The sequence below is a fragment of the Rhodoferax sp. genome (assembly GCF_037143375.1).
Taxonomy (GTDB): Bacteria; Pseudomonadota; Gammaproteobacteria; order Burkholderiales; family Burkholderiaceae_C; genus Rhodoferax.
This window is the reverse complement of sequence record NZ_JBAWYV010000240.1, coordinates 1-3,518: the sequence shown is the minus strand read 5'-3', so window position 1 is coordinate 3,518 and position 3,518 is coordinate 1. Positions and strand designations below refer to the sequence as shown.

Genomic DNA, 3,518 nt, shown 5'->3' with positions numbered 1-3,518 from the left:
GTGCGCAGCACACTGGGCGAAGGCGCTCAGTTCACGGTTGAGATGCCGTTGAACGAGGCCCCCAACAGTCGCATGCCGGTGTTTGACCCCAGACTGGACGGCATGCGGGTACTGGCCTTGACGCAGGATGCCGAGGTCTCGCAAATTATTTCCCGCTACTGCACGGCGGCTGGGGCCCAAGTGAGCGTGGTGGCGACGCTGGCAGCGGCCCACCAGCACCTTGACGGGGTAGAACCGGCACCGGGTGGCACCGTGTTGGTGATCGACCGGATGGCGACTGTCAACGACCCGGCCCTCAACCTGCCCGCCAGCGTGGGCCTGGTTCTGCTGGATCGCAGCCCCAACCATTCGCGCCTCGCCCAATTTATAGTGACTACTCGCCCGCTGCTGCACAACGATTTGATTCAGGGCGTGGGCATGGCCAATGGGCGCATGATCCCACCCCATGTTGAAAGCCTGGACGATCTCCGCAGCGTCCTGCCAGCCACCCCAGCCCCGAGCATTGAAGTAGCCAGGACCACGGGGCGCCTGATCCTGATGGCTGAAGACAACGAAACCAACCGCGATGTGATGCAGTCGCAACTGCACCTGCTGGGCTACGCCTGTGAAACCGCCGAAGATGGCGTGGCCGCACTTAAGCTGTGGCGCACCGGCCGCTACGCCCTGCTGCTGACCGACTGCCACATGCCGCACATGGACGGGTTTGAGCTGACCGAAGCCATTCGCCAAGAGGAAGCCCCGGGTACGCGACTGCCAATTGTGGCCATCACCGCCAATGCCCGCCCGGGTGAAGCCGAGCATTGCCGGACGCGCGGCATGGACGACTACCTGACCAAGCCCCTGCGCATGAAAGAACTGGGCCCGATGTTGGCCAAATGGATGCCCCCTGCGACGCCAGGAACCATCCCTGACCGGGGTTCAGCGCTTGCCGTGTGGGACGCCACCACGCTGCCCGAACTGGTCGGCGACAACCCTCCACTGCACCGGCGTTTGCTGGAAAAATTTCTGATCAATGCGCAAGGGCAAGTCACCGACATCGGTGTTGCCGCGGCGGCCCACGAGGTCAGCACCGTCGAGACCCTGGCCCACACCCTCAAATCAGCGGCCCGCAGTGTGGGTGCCTTGCGGTTGGGCGAGTGTAGTCAAGCGCTGGAAGATGCCGGACACGCGGGCAATGTGTCAAGCTGCAGCGCCTTGGCGGCGGGTCTGCCGCAGGCGCTGGCGGAAGTGCAAGCACTCATCAACAACCACCTGGTGGCGCTGGAAACCGCTTGAATTTATAAAGAAACAGGCTGTAGCCCCCGTGCTACCTGAGCAACGCACTATTAATTAAATAGCATAACTCGGTGCTGAATTACAAGCGCAGTTGCTGCATGATCTCGCGGCTAATGGCACTCAGGGTGACGGTCTTTTCAACGCCGCCGCGTTTGATCGCTTCCTTGGGCATGCCAAACACCACACAGCTTTCTTCATCCTGGGCCACGGTGTGGGCCCCGGCGTTGCGCATTTCCAGCAAACCGGCGGCGCCATCGTCGCCCATGCCGGTCATGATGACGCCCAGCGCATTGGCGCCTGCACATTTGGCGACTGAGCGAAACAGCACATCGACCGAGGGACGGTGCCGGTTCACCAGCGGGCCATCCGTCACCTCCACGTAATACTGCGCGCCGGTGCGGCGCAGCAGCATGTGCTTGCCCCCCGGCGCCAGCAGCGCACGGCCCGGCACCACGCGGTCGTTGTTTTGCGCCTCTCTCACCTCGATCTGACACAAACTGTTGAGTCGCTTGGCAAACTCAGCGGTAAATTTTTCAGGCATGTGCTGAACAATCACGATGCCGGGCGTGACCCGGGGCAAGCTGGTCAGGACCACTTCCAGCGCTTGCGTGCCGCCGGTCGACGTGCCCAGCGCCACCACCCGCTCGGTGGTCTGGAGCATGGCCGAATGCTTGTCCGCGGCGGGCATGATCACATCCGCTGTGTTCTTACTGACCACCGCGAGCTTGGGCAACAACCTTTTCACATTGGCCTTGGCCGCCGCCTTGACCACGGCCACCAGATCGTCAGAGGCATCGACCAGAAACTGCTTCAAGCCAATCTTGGGCTTGGTGATGATGGCCGCCGCCCCCGCCGACAGCGCCTCAATCGAGGTTTTGGCGCCGGACTCGGCCAGCGTGGAGCAAATCACCACCGGCGTCGGACGCTCGGCCATGATTTTTTTCAGGAACGTGATGCCATCCATGCGCGGCATCTCCACGTCGAGCACGATCACATCGGGCCACTGCACGTTCATGCGGGCAATCGCCAGAATGGGGTCGGCCACGGCCGCATACACCTCAATGTCGGGGTCCTCGGAGAGCAGCGCGGTGACCACCTGCCGCACCACCGCCGAGTCATCCACCACGATTACTTTTATACGCGCCAAAATAATTCCTAGTTTGAAATAAGACCAGTAGGCTTGACCTGGTTCGACCAGACATCACCGGTGCCAACGACAAAAATAACCTGCCGGTGGCCAATGCCAAACAGGCACTCGGACAGAACTGGAATGCCGTGCTCGCGCAACATCGTGCGGGCCGCCATGCCGTTGCGCTTGCCCACGTTGATGGCGCCTTCGCGCATCTGGCCAGGGAACATATTGCCACCGCCGAAAATTTTAGCCTTGCACTGCGAGGGCGGCACCCCCGCTTTTTCGAACTGGGCCAGCATCAGTTGCAAGGCCTCGTCTCCATACCGGCCATCGAGCGCCGGGTCTTGGGTGGCCGTCGCCCCGCGCGTCGGCAATAAAAAATGCGACATGCCGCCCAAGCGTGACAACGGGTGCCACAGCGTAATGGACACGCACGATCCCAAAATGGTGCGCAGCTGATGATCCGCATCGCCTACATACCAATCACCGGGCTGCAAGAAAACATCAACCAGACCTTTGACGGTGGCCATGTCACTCCGGCTTGCAGTAAATCGAAGGCGACACCATATTCACGGCTTGCGAAATGTTGTTGAGGCTCTCTGAATGGCCCACACAAAAATGGCCGCCGGGCTTGAGGGTAGAAATGACACGCGCCACCACTTCGCGCTTGGTGTCGTCGCTGAAATAAATCATCACGTTGCGCAGGAACACAAAGTCAAACTGACCCAGGTTGGGCAGCGGCACATTCAGGTTAAGGTGCCTGAAAAGCACCCGGCTGCGCAGGCTGCGATCAATCAGCAAGCGCCCTTCGTGCTCCCCCGTGCCTTTGAGACAAAAGCGGCGCAAGTAGGCGGGCGGAATGTGCCGGGCCCGCTCCATGGTGTACAAGGCACGCGCGGCACCCTGCAACACCTGGGTGCTGATGTCGGTGCCCAAAATTTCCCAGGGGGTGGACTCCAGGCAGTCGGCCAGCACCATGGCAATGCTGTAGGCCTCCTCGCCACTGGAACTGGCCGCACTCCAGACCCGAAAGGGTTTGGCGCGGTTGCGCGCCGCCAGCGCCTGCTCGCGCAGAAAATCAAAATGCTTGATTTCGCGAAAGAAATAGGTC

4 protein-coding genes are annotated in these 3,518 nt (G+C 61.3%); 1 reads left to right on the top strand and 3 read right to left on the bottom strand.

Annotated elements, in window-relative coordinates; translation table 11 throughout:
* The coding region (locus WCG50_RS18360; RefSeq protein WP_336901043.1) for a response regulator at positions 1–1,275 on the top strand (1,275 nt) is incomplete at its 5' end.
* A gap of 79 nt (positions 1,276–1,354) precedes the next feature.
* On the opposite strand, the gene WCG50_RS18355 is transcribed toward WCG50_RS18360, so the two are convergent.
* From WCG50_RS18355 to WCG50_RS18345, 3 genes are all read right to left on the bottom strand, one after another.
* Positions 1,355–2,422, bottom strand: coding sequence for a chemotaxis response regulator protein-glutamate methylesterase (locus WCG50_RS18355; RefSeq protein WP_336901042.1), 1,068 nt, complete (start codon positions 2,420–2,422; stop codon positions 1,355–1,357).
* Between the two features lie 8 nt (positions 2,423–2,430).
* A complete protein-coding gene (locus WCG50_RS18350) occupies positions 2,431–2,937 on the bottom strand; it encodes a chemotaxis protein CheD (RefSeq protein ID WP_336901041.1) in 507 nt (168 codons plus the stop codon).
* A 1-nt stretch (position 2,938) separates the two neighbouring features.
* On the bottom strand, positions 2,939–3,518 hold a 580-nt coding region (locus tag WCG50_RS18345; protein WP_336901040.1), incomplete at its 5' end, for a protein-glutamate O-methyltransferase CheR.